Origin of the sequence: Cobetia sp. MM1IDA2H-1 (assembly GCF_002916775.2) — a bacterium.
Lineage (GTDB): Bacteria > Pseudomonadota > Gammaproteobacteria > Pseudomonadales > Halomonadaceae > Cobetia > Cobetia marina.
The window spans coordinates 2588618-2610080 of sequence record NZ_CM133225.1; the positions used below are offsets into that span (position 1 = coordinate 2588618).

The window sequence follows — 21463 nt, forward strand, 5'->3', positions numbered from 1 at the left end:
CAGCCTCCTCCCATCTTGATCAGCACGACTGTCGATCAGTACGAAGCCGATCAGGAGCGTAATAGACGCGCCACCAATGAAGACACCCCACTGATCGCGGATCAGCGGGGTGTCTTGGCGAATATCAGCAGATCAGGGTCTCAGGCGCCGTCACTCACTCCCAGGCGGGGAACGGGTCAGGCAGAGTACGCCAGGCTTCCTTGCCCGCCAGTAACGTGGCGTCATCGAGCAGACATTCATCCAGCGCCTTGCAGATGCGCACTTCATCCAGATTCTGACCGATGAAGACGAGCTCCTGACGCATGTCGCCGAACGGCTCCTGCCACTTTTCCCGGATCGACTCCAGGTACTCGGGGTCTTCTGGCCATTCGACCTCCGGCACTGCCCTCCAGAACATGCCGCCGAACCCATAGTGCGCGATGCCACCGGCCTGATTCCACTGACCCGCGAACTGTGGGCGCGTGGCCAGCCAGAAGAAGCCCTTGGAGCGCAGCAGCTTGCCACCAAACCAGTCACCGTGGAGCAGCTGATGGAATTTCTCGGGATGGAACGGCACACGGGCATGGTAAGAGAAGCTCGAGATGCCGTACTCCTCGGTCTCCGGCACGTGCTCGCCGCGCATCTCCTTCAGCCAGCCCGGCGCCTGCTGCGCGCGATCGAAGCTAAAGCGGGCGGTATCCAGCACCTTCTCCAGTGGCACGGCGCCCTTCGTCATGGACAGAATCTCGGCCTCCGGGTTAAGCGAGCGCAGCACGGCCGTCAGCTCGTCCAGCTGCGAGGCATCGAGCAGGTCCGTCTTGCTGATCAACAGCACATCACAGAACTCGATCTGATCGACGAGCAGGTCGGCGACATTACGCTCATCGTCTTCACCAAGGCTTTCCCCCGCTTCCGCCAGAGACTGCGCCTCGCGATACTGGGTGAGGAAGTTGGCACCATCAACAACGGTAACCATGGTATCGAGACGCGCGACATCCGAGAGGCACTGGCCATCCTCACCTTCAAAGGTAAAGGTCTCCGCCACCGGCAGTGGCTCGGAAATGCCGGTGGATTCGATTACCAGACAGTCGAAGCGGCCTTCCTCGGCTAGCCGACGCACCTCGATGAGCAGGTCCTCGCGCAACGTGCAGCAGATGCAGCCATTGCTCATCTCCACCAGCTGCTCCTCGGCGCGATTGAGCGCCACCTCGCCGCCTGTGCCGGGTGCGCCACGCACCATGGCGGCGTCGATGTTGACCTCGCTCATGTCATTGACGATCACCGCGACTCGCCGCCCTTCACGGTTGGCCAGAATGTGATTCAACAGTGTCGTCTTGCCGGCGCCCAGAAAACCGGACAGCACGGTCACTGGCAGGGGCTGTGGCAGGGATTGCGATGAAGATGTTTGGGGGGAAGTCATCAGGCTCTACCTCAATGGATTGGGTCATTGCCACGTCGTGCGCGCATGACGGCATCCTTGCCGGCGCAGGGTCAGGCCGAGAGTCAGGTAAGTGCCTGGACGTGGGGGGACCTCTGGTTTCTCGATGATCAGATGCGCCAAATGATACGTTATAACATAATCTTACGTCAGCCATTTTTTGATGAACCGCCCCACCTCCTTGACTCATCAGCATCAGAAAGAAAGAAAACGCCCCGCTGGCAAGCCAGCGGGGCGTTTCTCGTCGTGAGCAGAATGTCAGGTGACGATCAGACCGCCATCATCACGGCAGAGGCCATCACTGCCCCGCCCACCAGACGAGACGCGATGGTTGGCACGTCCATCAGGCGCTGACCCACTGCACGGCCCAGCAACGCCAAGGCCAGTGTCGCGACCACGAAGCCCGCCATGTAACCCATGGCACTGCCAGCCGCGGGCATTTCCAGCGCGTGGGCGAAGCCGTGGAAGGCCATGAAGCCGGCCACCATGACGGCGCCAGCCAAAGTCGGTAGCCGCAGTAACAATGCCACCAGAGCACCGGACACCAGCACCGAGAGCAGGATGCCCTGTTCCGCGACCAGTGCATGCAGCGCCTGTCCACCGCTGAGAAGCGCAATACCGGCTCCCGCCAGCATGCCGATGACCATCAGCAGAGGTGTGACAAGCCTCAAGGCCCGTGACTGGCGTGCACTCCAGATGCCGATGGCCAGCATGGCCAGCAGGTGATCCAGCCCGGTGAAGGGATGCGTCAGGCCGGCCATCAGTCCGTGGGCATCATGGCCGGGGTGTGCGGAGGCCGAGGTCGCCACCAGCAACAGTGAGGTGGTCAGCAGTGCGGAGTGAGAACGCTTCATGTGTCATTCCTGAACAAGATGATGATGAATTCACCCGATATCCGTCATGTGTCGACTACCGGGAGACAATGGATCCTTAGCAAGCGGTAGAAAACGCTGCGCCGTCAGGCCTGTGCGGCCAGCTTTTCCGGGCGGCGCTCCGGCAGCATGCCGCGATCCAGAATGAAGGCGATGATCTCTTCTAGGCCGACGCCGTCATAAAGGTTGGCAAACACGAAGGGCCGCTCGCCACGCATCTTGCGCGAGTCGCGGTCCATCACCTCAAGCGAGGCATGCACCTGCTCGGCGATGTCGATCTTGTTGATGATCAGAAGGTCCGACTTAGTGATGCCCGGCCCGCCCTTGCGCGGAATCTTGTCGCCTGCCGAGACATCGATCACATAGAGCGTGAGATCGGAAAGTTCGGGGCTGAAGGTCGCGGATAGGTTGTCACCGCCGGATTCCACCAGCACCAGCTCCATGTCTGGATGACGGGCCTGGAGATCATCGATGGCCGCCAGATTCATCGAGGCGTCTTCGCGGATCGCGGTATGCGGACAGCCACCGGTCTCGACCCCAAGGATACGGTCCGCGTCCAGCGCTTCATGGCGCAGCAAGAAATCGGCATCTTCGCGGGTGTAGATGTCATTGGTGACCACCCCGATGTCGTAGTGATCGCGCAGGGCCAAACACAGCTGACGCAACAGCGCCGTCTTGCCGGAGCCTACCGGCCCACCCACTCCTACGCGTAGACAATGCTTCATGACAGCTTCCTTTCTCGTGAGATATCAGGCGTTCGTGTCGGTCGGTTCAGGCGCCGCCGCCTCAGGACAGGCGGCGTTCACTCAACTCCTGAACAGACGGGAATATTGGGTTTCGTGCTGTGCGGAGGCGAGCGCCAGCCCCGGCAGTATCGGGCCAAGTTCAGCATCCGGGCGCTCAAGCGCCTGCGCGACGACCTCCACCACGCGGGGGCGCAGTTGCTCGGTCAGGCGCTGCGCGGCGGTATGCCCCAGCGGCATGGCCTTGCAGGCCACTGCCAGCTGGTTTTCCAGCCAGGCCCAGGCAAAGCCGATCAAGGTCTGGCGCAGTGGCACCCCGCGCTGGTGCGCCACCCAGGCGAACACCGTGACGTAGCCCGGTGTCTCGGGCATCAGCGCCGCTGGCGGTTCAAGTTCGAGGCTTCTGAGCAGACGCAGCAGCGCCGCCCCGAGACGCGCGTCCTCATCGCTGAGTTCGGCGGTTTCCCGTGTCGCCTTGAGCCAGCCATCCCACTCGTTGAGCGCCGCCACATCCTCCACGGCCCATGCCTGCTGCAGGCGCACCAGCAACGGCAGTTCGCAACGGCCGAGCCCATCTTCCAGCACGCCGTCGATCCACTCGCCAAGCTCCTGCTCCTGAGTGACCCACCCCAGTTCAAAGGCACTCTCCAGCCCCTGGGACCAGGCAAAGGCGCCGATGGGCAAGGCCGGACTCACCAGCTGCAGGAGCCCCAGCAGTGCCAGGTCCTCCTGAGCCGGCAGGCCCGCCATGGCATCAGTGCTCATGCGTGTGCTCATGAGAGTGGCTGTGAGAATGACCGTGGCTGTGCTCATGGTCATGTGACTGACCATGATCGTGGCTATGGTCATGGCCGTGAGCATGGGAATGCGCTTGCCCCGCCTGGGCATAGGCACCCGGCTCAGGATCAAAGGGCGCCTCGTGATGGGTGAGGGTCGCGCCAAGGCGCTCGGCCAGCGCTTCCAGCACGTGGTCCGGCGGGAAGCGCACCCAGCCGGTTTCGCCCTTTGCTTCAGCATCAGCGTCAGGCGTATGCATGCCGATCGCCAGCTGCACATGGCGATTGCCCAGGTGATAGCAGAGCGCCGCCATCGGACGCCCGGCGGCGATGTAGGCAGTCACTACCGGCTCATCCGCGGCGCGGATGCGGATCACCTTGCCCTCGCGCGAGGCCAGCCGATCGCCGTCACGCAGCACCGGTCCGCGATCCAGAAACAGGCCGACCTCGCGCCCGCCGTCCGTGGTGGCACGCAAGCGCCCGCGGATGCGCAGCTCCAGCGGCAGAGTCAAGGTATCCAGAGGCTCCGCCTCGGTGTGAGCGCTCGCTGGGTCGCCTGATCCACTGGCGTCTGGCAGGCGATGTATCAGTTCCATCATGGCGTCAATCTCGAATAGGGAATCAGAACAGGCTCTTGAAACAGGCTCTCAGAACAGGTGATAGCGCTGGGCCAGGGGTAGCTCGGTGGCAGGCTCACAGGTCAGAAGCTCACCGTCGGCGAAGACTTCGTAGGTTTCGGGGTCGACCTTGAGCTCCGGGCAGGCATCGTTGAGTTTCATGTCACGCTTGCGCACCTGGCGTACGTCGCGGCAGGCGGACAACGGGCTGTCGAGTCCAAGGGCCTCGCCAACACCGGCCTTGAGTGCCGCCTGAGAGACGAAGGTCAGGCGTGTGGCGCTGGCCGCCTTGCCGAAGGCGCCGAACATCGGGCGGTAATGCACTGGCTGCGGCGTGGGAATCGAGGCATTCGGGTCGCCCATCGGGGCGGCGGCGATCATGCCACCCTTGAGAATGCAGGCCGGTTTGACGCCGAAGAACGCCGGTGACCACAGCACCAGATCCGCCAGCTTGCCGACCTCGATGGAGCCGACCTCATGGGCGATGCCGTGAGTGATGGCCGAGTTGATGGTGTACTTGGCGATATAGCGGCGGGCGCGGAAGTTGTCGGTGCCGCGTTCGGCATCCTCCGCCAGCAGGCCGCGCTGCTCGCGCATCTTGTGCGCGGTCTGCCAGGTGCGGCAGATCACCTCGCCCACACGGCCCATCGCCTGGGAATCCGAGGACATCATCGAGATGACACCCAGGTCATGCAGAATGTCCTCGGCGGCGATGGTCTCGCGGCGAATGCGCGAATCGGCGAAGGCCACATCCTCGGGGATGCTCGGGTCCAGGTGGTGGCAGACCATCAGCATGTCGAGATGCTCATCCACCGTGTTGACGGTGTAGGGACGCGTCGGGTTGGTGGAGGACGGCAACACATTGGGCCGCGAACAGGCGGTGATGATGTCCGGCGCATGGCCGCCACCGGCGCCTTCGGTGTGAAAGGTGTGGATGCAACGGTCCTTGAAGGCCGCCAACGTATCCTCGACGAAGCCTGATTCATTCAGGGTGTCGGTATGGATCGCCACCTGCACGTCATAGGCGTCTGCCACCGTGAGACAGTTGTCGATGGAGGCCGGCGACGTGCCCCAGTCCTCATGAAGCTTGAGGCCGATCACCCCAGCCTCAATCTGCTGCTCTAGCCCCTGTGGCAGCGAGGCATTGCCCTTGCCGAGAAAGCCGATGTTCATCGGCAGGCTGTCCACCGCCTGCAGCATCTTGCCGATATGCCAAGGCCCCGGCGTACAGGTGGTGGCATTGGTGCCGGTGGCCGGCCCCGTCCCACCGCCCAGCATGGTGGTGATGCCGCTCATCAGCGCCTCTTCCACCTGCTGGGGGCAGATGAAATGGATATGCGGATCGACACCGCCAGCGGTGAGGATCTTGCCCTCGCCGGCGATGATCTCGGTGCCCGGGCCAATCACGATATCCACGTCAGGCTGAATGTCGGGATTGCCAGCCTTGCCGATGGCCGCGATACGCCCGCCCTTGAGACCGACATCCGCCTTGACGATGCCCCACCAGTCCAGAATCAACGCATTGGTGATCACGGTATCCATCACGCTCTCATCAGCGCGCTGACTCTGGCCCATGCCATCGCGAATCACCTTGCCACCGCCGAACTTCACCTCTTCGCCATAGTGGGTGAAATCCTTTTCCACCTCGATCCACAGTGCCGTGTCGCCCAGACGCACGCGGTCACCGGTGGTCGGGCCGTACATGTCAGCATAGGCCTGTCGCGTTATCTTCATGGGTTGCCTCTTGATCCCTGAGCCGCAGTCTCTGAATGAGCTCCGAGGTAAATGCCTGTCAGTACCATTGCCTGACGCATTGAGCTAAAGGGCGTCGCTCGCTCAGCGCTCGACACTGCCGTCATCCTTGAGCTGTCCCATCACCTCGCCACGGAAGCCATAGATGTGGCGACTGCCGGCGAAGGGAATCAGCGTGACGTCACGCGTCTGCCCGGGCTCGAAGCGAATCGCCGTGCCGGCGGCGATGTCCAGGCGCTGTCCGAGGGCGGCCTCGCGATCGAACACCAGCGCCGGATTGGCCTCGGCAAAGTGATAGTGCGAGCCGATCTGGATCGGTCGGTCGCCGCTATTGCCGACCGAGAGCGTGGTGCGCAGGCGGTCCTCGCAGAGAGAAATCTCGCCGTCCGCCACCTGATATTCACCGGGAATCATCATTGCTCACCTCACACGATGGGGTTGTGAACGGTCACCAGCTTGGTGCCATCCGGGAAGGTCGCCTCGACCTGCACCTCGGGAATCATCTCGGCGATGCCTTCCATCACGTCATCACGGGTCAGCACCTCTGCCCCGCGCCCCATCAGTTCAGCCACACTCAATCCTTCGCGTGCGCCTTCCAGAATCTCGGCGCTGATCAACGCGATGGATTCCGGATAGTTGAGCTTGAGGCCCTTGGCCTTGCGGCGCTCGGCCAGCAGCGCTGCGGTAAACAGCAACAGCTTGTCCTTGTCTCTTGGCGTCAGTTCCATGTCGTGGCTCTTGTGGTTGTCATTGCGTGGGGCTTTCGAGGTCAGGTCAGCCAGATACGTGGCACCTGTGCCTCAAGCCCCGTCATCAGCGGGCGCAAGATCTGCCATGCCTGCTGGCACAGCGCCCAGGCCTCGTTGCGTTCATGGCCCAGATAGCGCAGCAGCAGCACGCCCTCGCGGCGTGTCACCGCCCATCGTAGAGAGGCAGGCATCGCCTCGCGCAGGGCCTCGATGGCCGCCGCCTCATCTGCAAGCCCTACCGCCCACAGCGTGGCCTGGACACTGCAGCCGCCCTGCCCCCAGCGCCCCATGAAGCGCGCATGCAGAGGGTCCAGCGACTGGCGCTCGATCCACACTGGCTTGCCGTCACGCGTCAGGCGGAAGCGTTGCTCCAGATGGCCACTGACGAAGGGCAGCTCACCGACGGGACGGCCGAGTGCCAGCACCTCCCAACCCAGACAACGGGCATTGCCCTCAAGCTCGAGGGTGGTGGTCTGCTCGCCGCGCGAGCCATTGAAGGCCAGCGTCTCCTGAGGCAGCCATTCCAGAGTGGCGCCGTTGGCGACCTTGAGATGCGTATGCTGGCCCCAGGGCACGCCGTTGCGATCCGCCTTGTAGAGCTTGGCCGCCGCCGGCGTGGTCAACAGCACCTGCGCGCCTTCCTCGACCTCTGCCGTGATATGCAGCGCATCACCACTGACCAGCCCGCCGGGAGGGTGCAGCAGATAGACATGGCAGCAGCCGTGGCGGCCTTCCGGATAGAAAGGGCGCTGCGCGCGCAGCGGGCCGTGGTGACGACGACGCGTCAGTCGCGTGATGGGGCCTGCGCCATCGCGGGTGTCGGTCTCGAAGCGCAGCGCCAGCGAGGCCTGCCACTGACGCTGATCATCGAAGCGATGGCCGGACGCGACATCCGTCGCGCCGTCTGCGGAAATCATGTGCTGGATCGTCATACGGTCAGGTGCTGCTTGATCAGTTCATCGGACAGCGCCGCGATCTCGCCTTCGGCCACCCGCCGGCCGCGATCCATGATCACGAAGCGATCGGCGTACTTGCGCGCGAAGGGCAGCTTCTGCTCGACCAGCAGCACCGTCAGGCCGTCTTCCTTGATCAGGCGCCGAATGACCTCGCCTATCTGAGCGACGATATTGGGCTGGATGCCTTCGCCGGGCTCATCGAGGATCAGCAGGCGCGGCTCGATCACCAGCGCGCGGCCGATGGCGAGCTGTTGCTGCTGACCGCCGGACAGGTCGCCCCCGCGCCGGTGACGCATCTCCTTGAGCACGGGAAACAGCTCATAGATGCGCTCGGGAATCTGACGCAGACCATCACGGCGCACGGCGAGCCCGGTGCGCAGGTTCTCTTCCACCGTCATCATCGGGAAGATCTGACGTCCCTGAGGGACATAGCCGACGCCCAGGCGAGCGCGCTCCTCGAGCTTGCGACGTGTCAGATCAAGGGGTTCGTGGCCACTGGCATCGCTGCTACTGCCCTCAGCATCGGCGCGGTACAGGAGCTTGCCGTCACGGACGCTCTCCTCACCCATGATGCATTTCATCAAGGTGGTCTTGCCGACGCCGTTGCGGCCCATCACGCAGGTGCATTGGCCGGCGGGAATCTCCAGCGTGAGATCCCACAGCGTATGACTCTCGCCGTAGAACTGATTGAGCGACTCGATGCTCAGCAGCGGCGCCACGTCATTCGTCGCCGGGTCGTGGATCGGTGATGCGTGGGGCATCGGGGTATCGGTCATCTGCGCTTGCGTCATCCGTCACTCTCTCCCAGGTAGACCTCGACGACCTTGGGGTCGCTCGATACCGCATCCATGCTGCCTTCCGCCAGTACCGAGCCCTGATGCAGCACCGTGACCTTGCGCGCGATGGAGCGCACGAAGCCCATGTCATGCTCGACCACCACCACCGACTGGCGTCCCGCCAGACTGGTCAGCAGCTCCGCGGTGCGCTCCATCTCCTGCTCGGTCATGCCAGCCACCGGCTCATCGACCAGTAGCAGACGTGGTTTCTGCATCAACAGCATGCCAATCTCCAGCCACTGCTTCTGGCCGTGGGACAGGATGCCCGCCTCGCGCGCATGCCATTCCTTGAGATGAATCGTCTGCAGCACTTCCTCGATCCGATCCCGAGTCTCGCCGGTCATGCGCGCGGTCAGGGTCGGGAAGATGCGCTTGTCGGTGGCCATCGCGAGTTCGAGATTCTCGAACACGCTGAGCGCCTCGAAGACGGTGGGCTTCTGGAACTTGCGACCGATGCCCAGGGTGGCGATCTCGGGCTCACTCATATGCAGCAGATCGTGGCGGCTGCCGAACCATACCGAGCCACTGTCGGGGCGCGTATTGCCGGTGATGATGTCCATCATCGTGGTCTTGCCCGCGCCGTTGGGGCCGATAATGCAGCGCAGCTCACCATCGTCGATGGTCAGGTTGAGGTCGTTGATCGCCTTGAAGCCATCGAAGCTGACACTGACATCCTCCAAATAGAGGATCGGCCCGTGGGTCACATCCACCGGCGAGACGCGCGGGGTCAGGAAGTCGAACACGCGATCCCGCGTGGCCATCTCTTTCAACAGGCTCATGCAGTGGCCTCCTGCTCGGTGGGACGAGTCGCGTTCGTCGGATCAATCTTCGCCTTGGACGACGAGCGCCTGCCCCAGCCACGCTGGGCGAACAGGCCGGCGATGCCCTTGGGCAACAGCACGGTGACCAGCACGAACAGGCCGCCGAGAGCGAACAGCCAGGCGTCCGGCATGATGCCGGTGAACACCGTCTTGGCGTAATTGACGATCAGCGCGCCCAGCACAGCGCCGTAGAGCGTCGCGCGACCACCGAGCGCTACCCACACCACCACCTCGATGGAGAACAGCGGCGAGAACTCGCCGGGGTTGATGATGCCGACCTGCGGCACATACAGCGCTCCCGCCACTCCGGCCAGCATCGCCGAGACCACGAAGATGAACAGCTGGACACGCTCGACGCGATAGCCCAGAAAGCGCGTGCGCGCCTCGGCGTCGCGACAGGCGATACTCACGCGCCCGAGCTTGGAGCCGACGATGCCGCGACACAGCAGATAGCCGAGTCCCAGCGCCACACCACTGGCGATGAACAGCGCGACGCGCATGGCATCCGTGCGTAGATCGAAGCCCAGCATGTCCTTGAAGTCGGTCAGGCCGTTGTTGCCACCAAAGCCCATCTCATTGCGGAAGAACGCCAGCATCAACGCGAAGGTCAGCGCCTGGGTGATGATAGAGAGATAGACACCGGTGACGCGTGAGCGGAAGGCCAGGAAGCCGAACACCAGCGCCAGCAGTCCCGGTGCCAGCAGCACCATCAAGAAGGCGAAGCCGGGCATGTCGAAGCCCTGCCAGAACCACGGCAGCTCCTGCCAGTTGAGGAAGACCATGAAGTCCGGCAGTTCCGGATTGCCATAGACGCCGCGGTCACCGATCTCACGCATCAGGTACATGCCCATGGCGTAACCGCCCAGCGCGAAGAAGGCGCCGTGGCCCAGGCTGAGGATACCCAGGTAGCCCCAGACGAGATCCACCGCCACCGCCAGCAGCGCATAGCACAGGTACTTGCCCAGCAAGGTGACAGTGAAGGTGCTGACATGCAGCGGATTACTCTCGGGCAGCAGCACATGCAGCAGCGTGACCGCGAGAACCGACAGTGTCAGGACTGCCAGGAATATCTGGGTGGAGCGCTCCGTGAAGGGGCGCGCCAGCCAGTAACGTGAATCAGGCATGGATCAACCCTCCGCGGCGCGGCCCTTCTGCGGGAAGAGTCCCCGCGGGCGCTTTTGAATGAACAGGATGATGAACACCAGCACCACGATCTTGGCGAGGACCGCACCCGCCCAGGGCTCGAGGAACTGGTTGAGCAGCCCCAGCGACATGCCGGCCACCAGCGTGCCCCACAGATTGCCGACCCCGCCGAACACCACCACCATGAAGGAATCGATGATGTAGTTCTGGCCCAGGTTCGGCCCGACGTTGGTGATCTGTGAGAGCGCGACACCGGCAAGGCCGGCAACGCCGGAGCCGAGTGCGAAGGTCATGATGTCGACACGCGTCGCCTTGATGCCCATCGAGCGCGCCATGGCACGGTTCTGGGTCACCGCCCGCACCTCGAGTCCGAGACGGGTACGCCGCATGATCAGCATCAGGCCAGCGAACACGAACAGCGCGAAGCCGATGATGTAGAGGCGATTGAGCGTCAGTGATAGCGCCTCGTTGATCATCAGCGAGCCGCTCATCCACTCCGGCGTGACCACGATGCGATTCAGGGGCGAGATGGTGGTACGCACCAGTTGCTGCAGGATCAGGCTGATGCCGAAGGTGGCCAGCAAGGTCTCAAGCGGACGCCCCTTGAGATGCTGGATGACGCTGCGCTCGATGATCACACCCACCGCCGCCGCGACCAGAAAGCCCGCCGGAATCGACAGCAGCAGCGCCAGTCCCGGCTGCCCGGGCAGCAATTGCTGCATGCCCCAGGTGGTGTAGGCGCCCAGCATGATCAGTTCGCCATGCGCCATGTTGATCACGCCCATGACACCGAAGGTGATGGCAAGCCCGATGGCGGCCAGCACCAGTACCGAACCCAGCGAGAGGCCGAAGTAGAGCGTCTCGAGCCCGCTGTTGAGCTGAAGCTTCTGCTCGATACCGGCCAGCGCCACCTTGGCGGCTTGGGCAAGCTTTGGATCATCACTCACCGCGGCGCCATTGATGGCGGCGATCGCGGCGGCGTTCAGGCTGCCGGAGAGCGTCTCCAGCGCTACGGGGTCGCCAGTGGCTTCCAGCTGCTGGATGGCGAGCGCTTCCTTCAGAGTGGCGCGGATAGCGTCATCGCCTTCCTGCTCGATCAGGCTGGGCAGCCGCTCGGCCATGGCCTCGTCGACACTGCCGCGCAGGCCGCGCGCCGCCGCGAGTCTGACCTCGGCATCCGGGGAAGACAGGTCGATCATCGAGAGCACGCCATCGATATGTCCACGCAGCGAGTTGTTGCTGCGCAGTGTCTTGAGATCGCGGCGCGAGACCTTGCCTGCCGATTCTCCCGACAGGGCGTCGGAAACGGCCCACTCACGGCCGCGATTGTTGTCGATGATCAAGAAGCGCTCGGCGTCCTTGAGGCGAGCCAGCTTGCTGGCGGAAAAGGCTTCCAGCCAGCCACGTGCACGTGCATCGCCGCTCATGGCGATCTCATCGATCACGGCCGGCTTGGCCGGGTTGCGTGCCTCGGCAAGCCGGGTCAACAGAGATTGGGCAGCGCCATCGGACAGGCGCGCAGACTGGCCAGTCGCGGACTCGGACTGGGCAGCGGCAAACAGGGCGAATGACAAAAGACAGACCAGCAGCATCCACTGCCAGCACCAGCGGTACATCGTTGCAACGGAGATAGACATCAAGAAGGCCATCCATGGTGAACGCGCAAAGGCGTCATCAGTGTCCGAGGGCATCGAGGCCTCGGAGCTGACACTCAACGAGGCGGCATGCAGGCTCCCCTGCACGCCGCCTCGCTCTCAAAACGTGCTACGCATCATTGCGTCGCAACGCTCTGTTGAGCCCCACAGGAATGGGTCACGACATTGTAGTTGCCGCATTCCATCGGCTTGCGCCAGTCACTGATCAGGTCCTTGGAACCTTCCAGATAGTCAGACCAGGCATCGCCTGCCACGGTGGACGGGGTCTGCCAGACGACGGAGAACTGGCCGTTGTCTTGGATCTCGCCGATCAGCACCGGCTTGGTGATGTGATGGTTGGGCATCATGGTGGCGTAGCCGCCGGTCAGGTTGGGCACCGAGACACCGATGATGGCGTCCTTGACCGCATCGACCTCGACACTGCCGGCCTTGCGCGCGGCTTCCATCCACATGTTGAAGCCGATGTAGTGGGCTTCCATCGGGTCATTGGTGACCGCATCTTCCTTGCCGGTGTAATCGATCCACTCATCGATGAAGTCGTAGTTGGTGTCGCTGTCCACGCTCATGAAGTAGTTCCAGGCGGCCAAGTGGCCGACCAGCGGCGCGGTATCGATGCCCGAGAGTTCCTGCTCGCCCACCGAGAAGGCCACCACCGGGATGTCCTCGGCATTGATGCCCTGGTTGGCCAGCTCACGATAGAACGGCACGTTGGCATCGCCATTGATGGTGGACACCACGGCCGTCTTCTTGCCGGCACTGCCGAAGGACTTGATGTCCGAGACGATGGACTGCCAGTTGGAATGGCCGAAGGGGGTGTAATTGACCATCACATCCGCGTCCGCCACGCCCTTTGACTTGAGGTAGGCAGCCAGGATCTTGTTGGTGGTACGCGGATAGACATAATCCGTGCCCGCCAGCACCCAGCGCTCCACGCCGACGTCGTTCATCAGGTAATCCACTGCCGGAATCGCCTGCTGATTGGGCGCCGCCCCTGTATAGAAGACGTTCTCCGAAGACTCCTCGCCCTCATACTGCACCGGATAGAACAGCAGGCCGTTGAGCTCCTCGACCACCGGCAACACCGACTTTCGCGAGACGGACGTCCAGTTGCCGAAGATCACGTCGACCTTGTCCTGCGCCAGTAGCTCACGCGCCTTCTCGGCGAACAGCGGCCAGTTGGAGGCCGGGTCGACAACCACAGGCTCCAGCTTGCGTCCCAGCAGCCCGCCCTGCTCGTTCTGCTTCTCGATCAGCATCAGCATGGTGTCTTTCAGTGTCGATTCACTGATCGCCATGGTGCCGGACAGTGAATGCAGGATGCCGACCTTGATCGGCCCCTCTTCTGCCTGAGCGACATTGGCGAGCGAGAAACCGACACAGGCGGATAGCATTGCGGCAGCGATTTTCTTATTCACGACATTCCCTCGTGTCTTGTTGTACTTGTTGTCCAGACTGAGGTACTGCAATCGATGTGCCAGCCCATGATCAAGCGCCCCGTTATTGAGACATCATCCTTGTATCGCGCTTGTGGAGAGATGCGCGCGCACCTCAAGCGCACCGAAACAGAGCAACAAAGTCTCCTTCATGCTGAAAGCGCACCAATATGGTGAGCTTTTTATAAACACCTTATATAAGCCTCTGTTTCACAGTACTTCTTAGACTGGTTTTGTTGTTGCGTACTGGTGCATATCGCATTCGATAGACTTTCCAACCACATGATGCCTCTGCGAAATCAATCCCTTTTAAACAGCCCTTCCCCTCTCTATAAGGACAGCGACTTCTGACATACAGACTGCAGGAGTGCGGCCGTCAGGCCGTTGCAGATCGCCTTCCCTGAAGCACGAAGCCCGATAGCGTAGGTGGGACTTGCGAACAACAGCGCAAGCCACAGGCGTCACGGCGTCGACGCCCCACACTACCGATCAACCGAGGTGCTTCATGACCATCCCATTGCCATACCGGTATTCATCCAGGCGTGAAAACGCCACATGCTGGATAACGCCCTCTGACTTCGATGGATTGACATCATCAGGAGGTGGGCATGTCGCTTGAAAAGGAACCGGGTCTTTTACCGAGCGAAGTCACACCATGGCTCGGCAAGGAGCAGAGCCATGAGCTGACAGACAACATGCAATTGTCACGCGCCGCGAGACGATTACTGGCTGACAGCATGGCAAAGAACACCATCCTGGCATTTCGATCAGATATCCGGGGCTTCATGAAGGCCGGCTACTCACTCCCCGCTACTGCCCAGCAAGTCGCCAATTATCTGGCGGAGATGCATACCAAAGGCCGCAAGCCTGCCACGATTTCCCGTCACGCCAGCTCGCTGGGCACCTGGCATGTTTACATGCAGCTGCCCTCTCCCACCCTGAGCCTGGAAGTGAAAGGCGTATTGAAGGGGATTCATCGCAAGAGTGATGGACGGCAACGTCAAGCGCCCGCATTGCGACTCCATCATTTGCGACAGCTGTTGCAGGCTCTGGACCTTGATGCTCCACGAGATCTACGTGATGCCAGCATGTTCTGTCTGTGCTTCTACGGGGCGTTTCGCTCCAGTGAGGTCGTCGCGCTCTACAGAGAGGATATCGAATGGCGTGATGGCGGTATCGTGATCACGTTGCGCCACAGCAAAACCAATCAAAGCGGACGGATCGAACAGAAGATGCTTCCCCGTAATCCTGCGGGGGGGCGTTGCTGCCCAGTGACGTTACTGGAGGCTTGGCTTGCATGGAGCGGCATTCGTCGAGGCGCACTGTACCGATCCATCGATCAGGCAGATCGAGTGGGGGCCGGCAGAATGCACCCCGTCACGTTCGGCAACCTGCTCAAGAAGGCGTTACAGCGCGCCAACCTCACTGCAGAGAAGTTTACCACCCACAGCTTTCGTGCCGGCTTCATCACTGAAGCGCATCTCCGTGGTAAGAGCGACCAACAGATAAAGCGCATCAGCGGGCATCGTGACCAAAAAACCTTCGAACGCTACATCCGCATGGCGGATGACATGCATGACCCGGGCAATGACATCTTTTGATAGCTCGCACCCTGAAAGGCGCTGCCAAGGACGGCAGCACTTCCAGCGGGGCCGATGAGATGATATTTATCCTACTATAAGGATGAGATAATTAATAAGACGCAAGGGAGAGCTCATGACCGATACCTACACGCCCCTGCCTGAGGCTGAGTTTTCCATCTCAGGCAAGATACGGAATCTTTCACGACGCTCTCTTGGCGATCTCATCTCCCTTCCGCCTCCACGCAAAGGCAAAGCCCCTTCATACAAGGGCCTGCTGCTCAGTCACCTACCCATCGTGCTTGTCGGTGCCCAGGGCCACACCGAGCTGCTCACCCATGGCATGCTCCTACGACAACTCAGAGGGTCATCTCTCGAGAACTTCCGTTCCCTGAAGGTGTTTGAGGTGGACCGTGAAGGTCTCACCTACGAGGAGCTGGAGGTGTTGCGCTATCTGTCAGAGGTGCTACCTCAGGAGCTTTTCAACACCTCACACGTGATGGAAGCCCGTGCATTCATCAAGCAGCTCAATGAGAAGCCTGGGCTGGAAGAGAAGTTGGCCCGTATCGTGTTCGGGTTATCGAAATCCACCCTGGATATCAAGAGTCTCATGATCCTGACCCAGGGCCGCTGGGCGAAGAGCACACTGCAACGTGCCCACAGTCCCAAAGGCCAGCGGAGTCTCGACGATGATCGCGGAGCTTCAGAGCCACCCTCCCCCGAGACAAGCAAGGACAACGAGGCACAAAAAGCGGCGCCAACATCAGTGCCCCTCACTCCCCCAGCGCCCAAGCCGATTCCATCCGCTCGGTACCAATCAGCATCGGGCTCCGCCCCAGACACCACGAGGCCAGCCACCTCACCCACTCGCAGGTCCCATGTAGCACAAAGGGTTGACGACCTGTTTGGCGATCTATTGGACGAGGAAGGGAGTCCTCCTCATGATGGATGATACTCCCGAAAGCAAGACATGGCTCCCCGAAACCATCCTTCATCAGTGGGAAGAACAACTAGATGACGTGGTATTGTCGGCTTCGGAGGAAACGCGCTTATGGCCGTTTCTTCACTGTAATCTTCCCCCATGTAGTCAGGCGGATCTCTGGATATCCGCTCATATTCAGGCAGCGGATGACAATGATCCTGAGTTGCTCGACCTCATCAACAAACTCCTGAGGATACTCCCTCTTGCGCCGGGACCATTACAGGCGATTCGTCAGAGCCACCCACTGCATAGCCAGCTGACCTTTCCCGATAAATTCGCTCCCTCCATGGTGCGAGCCAATATCGCAAACCAGGCAATACAGCTCGCGCGCCATGGCACGACCTCAACACACGCTTTCGAACTCTTGCCAAGCAATGGCGAGCCATCCCCCATCGAGCACAATCGCCGATTGATTCGTCTTGCCTTGCGCGACATGGCCGGCTATCACTCGGGGCCTTCTGTCGATTGCAATCTCTATTACCAGCATTTATCGACCCTACATGTCGCATTGAAGTACATGCTGTCACTTTGGCAGCACCCGATCGCGTGGCATCATTCTGCCAATCTCTCGTTATTCAGCGCCTGGCAACACATCCCATGGCTGAAAAACGACAACCCAAGGCTGCATGACCAATTGCAGCAAGCCCAGGAACTGCTCTCCGGTTACCTGCCCATCGGGACTCGTCGCGCGCGCTACGTGAAGCGGCACCCGCAACGCTCCGTCTTTTTTCACGACTCATTCAAGCGCGACTTTTCATCGGTTGCCTCCAGTCCTGAACTATCTGAGACACTCGGTACCGCACGACCTTCGGACGACAACGAGGACGTTGACACCAGTCTCGAACCAGACAAGATCTCTCAGCCACAAGAAGAAGTGGAAGCGCCCTTTCATCACAAGGGAGATACCCTGTTGACACCGCAAGATTGCAGGGTGATCGCGCGCAAACGTCAGCAAACCTCTATCGCACAGAGCCTGGGAAGTCTGTCGAATTTCGCCACCACTCAAGGGCAGATCCGAGGAATACTGACATTATCTTTCCCGCCTGATGCCAGACTGCTGGTGCAGCTTGTGCTCGCAACAGGTATTGCCCCCGAACGTCTCAGTCAGCTCCGTGTGACGGGTGTCGAGCAGGAGGCACTGCTCTGCACTGCGACGGTGTCGCGGAATCAATCACTGCAGTGGGTCCCCGATAGCAACACACTCTACGTTCCTGTCATTCATGCACCGTCACAAAGCCCACCCCTGCCTCTTCGCCTACCGGACGCCCTCGCGATACCCCTCAATCAATTGAGCGAAGCGACACCTCAGCCTCTGACCAAGAGTCTGGCGGTGCTCAACCGCCAGCTGAGGCAACATATGGCAACGCACACAGGCACGACTCCCACGGCCCAGCGCGTGGCCAGAGCCGCACGGCTTCATCTTCTCGGCATGGCGAAGACCGATATCGAAGCGGAGTGGCTTCACGGGGAGCTCAGCCTGAAAACAGCAGCGCCTGCCGCTTACCGCAAGACGTCCCTACGTGAACTGCAGCGTCTCATGAACACGTCGCTGGGGTGGTGGGAGATCACGACACCGATTAACGCGACCCTGCCTCCCAGGAATGCACACGCCATCACGACCTTGGGCTCGAGCATGACACTTTCGCTCCACACTGCCAGGGTGGCACTGAAGGGCTTACATGATCTGGCCCAAAAGGGTCTTTCCGACTTTCCTATTGCTGCACGTGGCCGAACCCCTTCACCTGAGGACTGCTCAGCCTTGATCGAGCTCAACAGTGCGCTGTGCTGCTACATACTCATGGGAGTCCAGCTGACGGCAGGACTTCGTCCACCAGGCGCCACTACGCAAATGTCTCGGCGTGGACGTCTGCTGTGGGTCGCTGACAAGGATTCAGGCCTCTACAGAGAAAGCCGGGTCATCCCGTTGCCTCTCCCGGTTTGCCAGAATCTCGATACCCTGCAGGCATGGCAGGCCTCCTGGCGGCAGCACTGGCCACGAAATGGCGGGACCTGGCTGTCATGGCCTGAAGACGAACAGGCACTGGCCATGTGGTGGTCAAGACGCCAGGCCAGCCTCAACCTGACCGCAAAGCCTTGCCAGCAGACCCACATCCGAGGCTGGATCAGCACACATCATCAGGCGCCGTCACTGACAGTCGCGTCACGCAGTGCACTCGCTACCCTGCTGGCACTTCCCGATAACGCGCCACGTCATTTCGTCGCCCAGACACTCGATGGGCGAATGCAAGCGAACGCGCTGGATATGCTGCTGGGCCATGTCAAACGCGGCCAGCAGCGCCACGCCCCCTATGCCAGCAACATCTGCCTACCGCCGGAGATGCAACGCCTCTTGGGGGAGTTGTCTGATGAGTTGCGAATCAAGGCGATACCTCTCAAGGACTTGCCATGAGCAGAGATGGGAAATTTTACCTTGCACCTGCAAGGGAGATGCCAGGACCCCGATCACTGGCCAATCTCGACCCTGACCTGCACCTAAAGCTCATGAGCACCCACCACATGCAAGAACTCTGGTCGCGCTGGGAGGAACGCCGACTTGATCGAGTCAAAGGCAAGCAACGCCAGCAAAGCCTGCATCTGCTGTACTGGATCGAGCGTCACGCCAAGCGCCAACCGGCCAACGATATGCCGGCAGAGGCCGGAAGCATGATGCTGTACCTTAACCATACGCAAGCCAAGGCCATGGTCACGGAACTGATTCGATGGGGAAAGGTGCATCATCGCCGGCCGATAAGGCCTCGTGAAGCTTACCGCGTCATCAGCCGCTTTCTGGAGGAAGTCAACCAAAGCCCGGGAGTCGTGGCGATGCTGCCACAGTGGCCCACACAGGCCCGGCGCAAAAGCGTGCTGCCAATGGAAGCCAAAGCTCTGGACCGCGCGACCAGGGTCTTGCCAATCATCCGCGCGCTACGTCAACCCGGGGCTGGCTTTCCGCTGTTGCGCGCTGCCGTAGAGCTCGGTGTGCGTGCAGGGTTAGGCCAACAGGTGATTCTGGTCACATTGGCCTGCCTGACGCGTCGTCACTTCGAGAGCGACCGCAACGCCCCCAATGAGTGGGTCTGGATCCCCGCTCACGCGGCACCGCCGCCGGTCATGTCGCCTCACCTGACGGCCTACCGCCTGCCATTGGAGTCGACACTGACGACTGCGCTCAAGACATTGAGAGCCAGAAAGCTCACCACCGCCAGGGACGAATGGTTATTGGCCGAGAGGCCAGAAGACCAGTCCCTCTCGATTCCCGAACGGATTCGCATCGTCAAGGGTCGCATGAGACAGGAGCTAGCCTCCCTGATCACCACACTGCCCATGACAACCGAGGAACGCCGCACGCTTAAGCTGACCACCTTACTGAGCGCATTGCCTCATGCGGCAGTCCTGGGGGGATTGCCCGGCTACTGGGTCAGCCAGTTCAGTCGCTATCCGATTCCCTACAGCAGCGCGCATGGGCTTTATGAGCCCCACTCCTACTTCGCTCGGCTCGAGGCACCACCAGTCAGCACGGTCATGGCGACTGATTCCGGCAATCACCAGCAGGAATCCGTGACGAATGACGACACGGTGAGCGCCATGGATCTTTTCGCGACCAAGGCTTCTGAAACGAACGCTTCCCCCCACTCAAGTGTACTGACACAACCTCCGGGACAACGCTTGATGACCCAGGATTCCTGGCCGATCGACTGGCTTCCGTCGGCAAGGCGCATCCTCAAGCAATGGATCGGGGTCATTTCCTCTGATCATCTTCGCAAGACAAGTGACAAGAGGGTCAAGAAGCGTCTGGAGGCGCTGCTGCTCGAGACAAGCAGACGTCTCACAAGACTCATGGGCATCCGCCATAGCTACCCGGTCATGGTGCTCTATTGGCTGCATGATCTGCGCGTGACTCGCATGCTGCGCGTCAGTTCGCTGCACACCTATCTTTCTCGCAGCTTGCCAATGGCGATGGCGGACTACACCTTGTCGATCGACATTCAGGAGTGGGACAACGACAGTGCCCAGGAAATGTGCTGGTGCGTGCCACGCGATATGGGGTGGTCTGCCAGCACGACACACAGCTTTCTCGGCAATATGGGGCAGCTCATCCGCTTCATGCACAGCATGGGAGTATTGCTGGACGTGGAGCCGCCGATATCAGGCAATCACAAGACCCCCAGTGCCAAACGCATTCATTTCGCCACCCTGAGACAGATGGAAAAGGTACGTACCCACCTTCTCGCAGTCCCCGATGCAAGGCCTGATGCCACCATGCAGTGGCTCAGCATCGCACTGGGCTTCCACGGGGGGATGCGCGCCAGCGAGGTCTGCGCCCTGACGCTACGGGACATCCGCATCGAATGTCCTCAGGGCACTTTTTCGCTTGAGCAGTGGTTGGAGGATCACTGCCCGGCCGCCCCCTCAACGGCGTTATCTGATGCAGGATTCTCACCTCCCGCACCACATGAGAGAGAGACCCTGCACGTAAAGTTGAGTGAACTGCTGAAGTCATTGCCGGAGATTGAGTGCCGCGTTTATATTCACGCTGGAAAGACGCCTTCAGCGCGGCGCGTACTTCCCCTGCACCTTCTGACATTCTTCGGCGATATTGAACTGTTGGCAGCATGGTGGGTAGATCGACGGCGATGCTTCCCCTCGACAGCCCTCTCCGACATCGCGTTGTTCGGCCCGAACGAGAGTTGTCAGGCATTCAATCATGCCGGTCTGATCGCTCCGGCAATCGACACCATGAGAAGTGTGCTGGGGAGTGCCATCGATTTTCACTCGTTGCGCCATGCAGCGGTCAGTTGGTGGCTGATCCGTCTTGAGGCGGCACAGAGCCGTGACATACTTGACGACTTGCAGGAGCACGGCTCCTGGGGACTGCAAAAAGCCCCCCTGAAACGCTTTCTGAAGGGGGTTCGAGGCTATGCCGGACAGGACAGTCAGGATCGCGGCATGTTGTTGTATCAACTTGCCGTCTGGATCGGCCACCGCACCCCGGAACAGACATTGACGCACTATGCCCATAGTCTGGAATACCTGCACCGGCAGGCCATGCGGCGCGCCAGTGAGTACACCCAGGCGATCACACCCTGGGTAGCCCCAATAACATGAGGTGCCAGGGCCTGACTCAACGCCT

General features: G+C 61.1%; 18 protein-coding genes. 4 read left to right on the top strand and 14 right to left on the bottom strand.

Annotated features, from left to right (window positions below):
* Window positions 1-154 precede the first annotated feature (154 nt).
* The 14 genes from zigA to urtA form a co-directional block, all read right to left on the bottom strand.
* Complete coding sequence (zigA, locus tag BOH68_RS10945) at window positions 155-1399, bottom strand: zinc metallochaperone GTPase ZigA (RefSeq protein WP_077373876.1); 1245 nt, start codon at window positions 1397-1399, stop codon at window positions 155-157.
* Between the two features lie 287 nt (window positions 1400-1686).
* Entirely contained in the window at window positions 1687-2271 is a 585-nt protein-coding gene (locus BOH68_RS10950; protein WP_077373879.1) for a HupE/UreJ family protein, read from the bottom strand.
* Window positions 2272-2375: 104 nt separating this feature from the next.
* Window positions 2376-3014 (bottom strand): urease accessory protein UreG, encoded by a 639-nt coding sequence (gene ureG / locus BOH68_RS10955; RefSeq protein ID WP_077373882.1) that lies wholly within the window; start codon window positions 3012-3014, stop codon window positions 2376-2378.
* Window positions 3015-3095: 81 nt separating this feature from the next.
* Window positions 3096-3797 (bottom strand): urease accessory protein UreF, encoded by a 702-nt coding sequence (locus BOH68_RS10960; RefSeq protein WP_077373885.1) that lies wholly within the window; start codon window positions 3795-3797, stop codon window positions 3096-3098.
* The gene (gene ureE / locus BOH68_RS10965; RefSeq protein ID WP_077373888.1) at window positions 3787-4407 is read right to left on the bottom strand and encodes an urease accessory protein UreE; all 621 of its coding nucleotides are present in this window, start codon (window positions 4405-4407) and stop codon (window positions 3787-3789) included. Before ureE ends, BOH68_RS10960 begins: the two co-directional genes overlap by 11 nt.
* A gap of 48 nt (window positions 4408-4455) precedes the next feature.
* Window positions 4456-6159: an urease subunit alpha gene (gene ureC / locus BOH68_RS10970; RefSeq protein ID WP_077373891.1), complete on the bottom strand. Its 1704-nt coding sequence runs from the start codon at window positions 6157-6159 to the stop codon at window positions 4456-4458.
* 102 nt (window positions 6160-6261) lie between these two features.
* A complete protein-coding gene (locus BOH68_RS10975) occupies window positions 6262-6591 on the bottom strand; it encodes an urease subunit beta (protein WP_077375537.1) in 330 nt (109 codons plus the stop codon).
* 11 nt (window positions 6592-6602) lie between these two features.
* Window positions 6603-6905 carry an urease subunit gamma gene (gene ureA, locus BOH68_RS10980; RefSeq protein ID WP_024952521.1) on the bottom strand — a complete coding sequence of 101 codons (303 nt, stop codon included), beginning with the start codon at window positions 6903-6905 and terminating at the stop codon, window positions 6603-6605.
* A gap of 41 nt (window positions 6906-6946) precedes the next feature.
* Window positions 6947-7843 carry an urease accessory protein UreD gene (locus BOH68_RS10985; protein ID WP_077375543.1) on the bottom strand — a complete coding sequence of 299 codons (897 nt, stop codon included), beginning with the start codon at window positions 7841-7843 and terminating at the stop codon, window positions 6947-6949.
* An 11-nt stretch (window positions 7844-7854) separates the two neighbouring features.
* Window positions 7855-8592: an urea ABC transporter ATP-binding subunit UrtE gene (gene urtE, locus BOH68_RS10990; RefSeq protein ID WP_077375540.1), complete on the bottom strand. Its 738-nt coding sequence runs from the start codon at window positions 8590-8592 to the stop codon at window positions 7855-7857.
* 77 nt (window positions 8593-8669) lie between these two features.
* Window positions 8670-9497 (bottom strand): urea ABC transporter ATP-binding protein UrtD, encoded by an 828-nt coding sequence (gene urtD, locus BOH68_RS10995; RefSeq protein WP_077373894.1) that lies wholly within the window; start codon window positions 9495-9497, stop codon window positions 8670-8672.
* Window positions 9494-10663: an urea ABC transporter permease subunit UrtC gene (gene urtC / locus BOH68_RS11000; protein WP_077373898.1), complete on the bottom strand. Its 1170-nt coding sequence runs from the start codon at window positions 10661-10663 to the stop codon at window positions 9494-9496. The genes urtD and urtC overlap by 4 nt, the downstream gene beginning before the upstream one ends.
* Window positions 10664-10666: 3 nt before the next feature.
* A complete protein-coding gene (gene urtB, locus BOH68_RS11005) occupies window positions 10667-12319 on the bottom strand; it encodes an urea ABC transporter permease subunit UrtB (RefSeq protein WP_258038207.1) in 1653 nt (550 codons plus the stop codon).
* Window positions 12320-12453: 134 nt separating this feature from the next.
* A complete protein-coding gene (urtA, locus tag BOH68_RS11010) occupies window positions 12454-13728 on the bottom strand; it encodes an urea ABC transporter substrate-binding protein (protein ID WP_035160076.1) in 1275 nt (424 codons plus the stop codon).
* A gap of 650 nt (window positions 13729-14378) precedes the next feature.
* On the opposite strand from urtA, the gene BOH68_RS11015 reads away from it, so the two are divergent.
* From BOH68_RS11015 to BOH68_RS11030, 4 genes are all read left to right on the top strand, one after another.
* Window positions 14379-15371, top strand: coding sequence for a site-specific integrase (locus BOH68_RS11015; RefSeq protein ID WP_258038208.1), 993 nt, complete (start codon window positions 14379-14381; stop codon window positions 15369-15371).
* Between the two features lie 115 nt (window positions 15372-15486).
* The gene (locus BOH68_RS11020; RefSeq protein ID WP_077373904.1) at window positions 15487-16302 is read left to right on the top strand and encodes a hypothetical protein; all 816 of its coding nucleotides are present in this window, start codon (window positions 15487-15489) and stop codon (window positions 16300-16302) included.
* Window positions 16292-18742: a hypothetical protein gene (locus BOH68_RS11025; protein ID WP_077373907.1), complete on the top strand. Its 2451-nt coding sequence runs from the start codon at window positions 16292-16294 to the stop codon at window positions 18740-18742. Before BOH68_RS11020 ends, BOH68_RS11025 begins: the two co-directional genes overlap by 11 nt.
* A 107-nt stretch (window positions 18743-18849) precedes the next feature.
* A complete protein-coding gene (locus BOH68_RS11030) occupies window positions 18850-21438 on the top strand; it encodes a site-specific integrase (RefSeq protein ID WP_139345438.1) in 2589 nt (862 codons plus the stop codon).
* The last annotated feature ends 25 nt before the right edge of the window (window positions 21439-21463 follow it).

Bases quoted from the DNA above. Each gene is read 5' to 3' on its own strand.
- ureC (WP_077373891.1), bottom strand. From the start codon at position 6,159: ATGAAGATAACGCGACAGGCCTATGCTGACATGTACGGCCCGACCACC.
- ureE (WP_077373888.1), bottom strand. From the start codon at position 4,407: ATGATGGAACTGATACATCGCCTGCCAGACGCCAGTGGATCAGGCGAC.
- BOH68_RS10960 (WP_077373885.1), bottom strand. From the start codon at position 3,797: ATGAGCACTGATGCCATGGCGGGCCTGCCGGCTCAGGAGGACCTGGCA.
- zigA (WP_077373876.1), bottom strand. From the start codon at position 1,399: ATGACTTCCCCCCAAACATCTTCATCGCAATCCCTGCCACAGCCCCTG.
- BOH68_RS11015 (WP_258038208.1), top strand. From the start codon at position 14,379: ATGTCGCTTGAAAAGGAACCGGGTCTTTTACCGAGCGAAGTCACACCA.
- BOH68_RS11020 (WP_077373904.1), top strand. From the start codon at position 15,487: ATGACCGATACCTACACGCCCCTGCCTGAGGCTGAGTTTTCCATCTCA.
- urtA (WP_035160076.1), bottom strand. From the start codon at position 13,728: ATGCTATCCGCCTGTGTCGGTTTCTCGCTCGCCAATGTCGCTCAGGCA.
- BOH68_RS10950 (WP_077373879.1), bottom strand. From the start codon at position 2,271: ATGAAGCGTTCTCACTCCGCACTGCTGACCACCTCACTGTTGCTGGTG.
- BOH68_RS11025 (WP_077373907.1), top strand. From the start codon at position 16,292: ATGATGGATGATACTCCCGAAAGCAAGACATGGCTCCCCGAAACCATC.
- urtD (WP_077373894.1), bottom strand. From the start codon at position 9,497: ATGAGCCTGTTGAAAGAGATGGCCACGCGGGATCGCGTGTTCGACTTC.
- urtB (WP_258038207.1), bottom strand. From the start codon at position 12,319: ATGTCTATCTCCGTTGCAACGATGTACCGCTGGTGCTGGCAGTGGATG.
- ureA (WP_024952521.1), bottom strand. From the start codon at position 6,905: ATGGAACTGACGCCAAGAGACAAGGACAAGCTGTTGCTGTTTACCGCA.
- urtC (WP_077373898.1), bottom strand. From the start codon at position 10,663: ATGCCTGATTCACGTTACTGGCTGGCGCGCCCCTTCACGGAGCGCTCC.
- ureG (WP_077373882.1), bottom strand. From the start codon at position 3,014: ATGAAGCATTGTCTACGCGTAGGAGTGGGTGGGCCGGTAGGCTCCGGC.
- BOH68_RS10975 (WP_077375537.1), bottom strand. From the start codon at position 6,591: ATGATTCCCGGTGAATATCAGGTGGCGGACGGCGAGATTTCTCTCTGC.
- BOH68_RS10985 (WP_077375543.1), bottom strand. From the start codon at position 7,843: ATGATTTCCGCAGACGGCGCGACGGATGTCGCGTCCGGCCATCGCTTC.
- BOH68_RS11030 (WP_139345438.1), top strand. From the start codon at position 18,850: ATGCAAGAACTCTGGTCGCGCTGGGAGGAACGCCGACTTGATCGAGTC.